We start from the raw sequence: 1,127 nt of genomic DNA on the forward strand, positions 1-1,127 counted from the left end.
CACGGCAGTTGCGGCTACAGCGGCGTGCCACGCTTGAAGCAACTGTGTTACACGCTGGAAACCGCACTGCGTAAGGGAACGGACCTGCTGGAACTGGAACCGGAATGGCTGGAGCTGCTCGACGAAATCGCCAACGTACGGCGGGCGGCACAGGCGCATTTGCAGTGATCCGTGAGCGGTGTGGCGACCAGATCTCTGCTTGCGCCAACCACTCACCGCCCTGATGCGGCTATGGCCTTTTTCAGCTCGGCCAGCACCAGAGGGAATTCGGTGAATCCATCACTTGCCAGAAAATGGTTACCCTGCTCAACCGTAATAAACCTGGCGTCGAGGGATTTCGCCAACGCCTGACTGAACCGGTAAGGCACCACGGTATCATCAGCCGCAGCAATGACGACCCGAGTGTTTGCCCTCTGCGCCAGCGCGCCATAATTAATGGCCGGTTTTATAAAGCGGTCAAGCTGCGGAAGCGTCGGCAGACTGCCATTGAAGCCGGATACCAGAATATAGCCACCGATGGGCGCGTTGGTCGGGTGTTTTTCAAGGAATCTCAACAGCGTAATGCTGCCAAGACTGTGCGCGACAAAATAGGTGTTTTTATCTAGCGATGTCACCTGTGTTTCAAGAGCCCGTTGCCATGCCTGCGGTTGTGGATCGTCAGTAGTGGGTAAATTAACGATCGACACCGTAGCTCCCGTTTTCTCCATCTCGCTTTTCAGCCACGCGAACCAATGCTCTGACGGTGAAGCGCCGTATCCGTGAACAATGTAGATGCGCGCAGTTGATTGTTGTGTGTTTGCGGGAGAGGTACAGCCCGACAATACGGCGGCCATCGAAAGGAGTAGAGCGATAAGTTTATTCATTTTCCCTCACTGAATGGGATGAAAAGTCAGATGTTGTCGATAGACCTGAATCTTAGTGCTTCGAGCCCAATGGCACAGAGGGTGTTAGCGTCAGTGATAACAAAATGAATGGATTTTGGATCTTTGATGACGCGTCGCCCCCGGCACCAGCGCGGGGACGACGAAGAAAGGAGCCGCCAGAAAAAATCGGCAAAAAGAGCGTTATTGGAGCGTTTGCGCCAGCTTGATGGTTGCCGCGACGTTACGTGCTGTCATGCGCACGTT

2 protein-coding genes are annotated in these 1,127 nt (G+C 54.3%); one reads left to right on the top strand and one right to left on the bottom strand.

Features of this window, described 5'->3' with window-relative positions; all coding sequences use genetic code 11:
* On the top strand, positions 1 to 168 hold a 168-nt coding region (locus tag J5224_RS29210; protein ID WP_264628574.1), incomplete at its 5' end, for an Hpt domain-containing protein.
* Between the two features lie 44 nt (positions 169 to 212).
* Here J5224_RS29210 and J5224_RS29215 read toward each other — a convergent pair.
* On the bottom strand, positions 213 to 863 hold the full coding sequence (locus J5224_RS29215; protein WP_264628573.1) for an RBBP9/YdeN family alpha/beta hydrolase: 651 nt from the start codon (positions 861 to 863) through the stop codon (positions 213 to 215).
* Between the last annotated feature and the right edge of the window lie 264 nt (positions 864 to 1,127).

This window comes from Candidatus Symbiopectobacterium sp. NZEC135 (assembly GCF_025962695.1).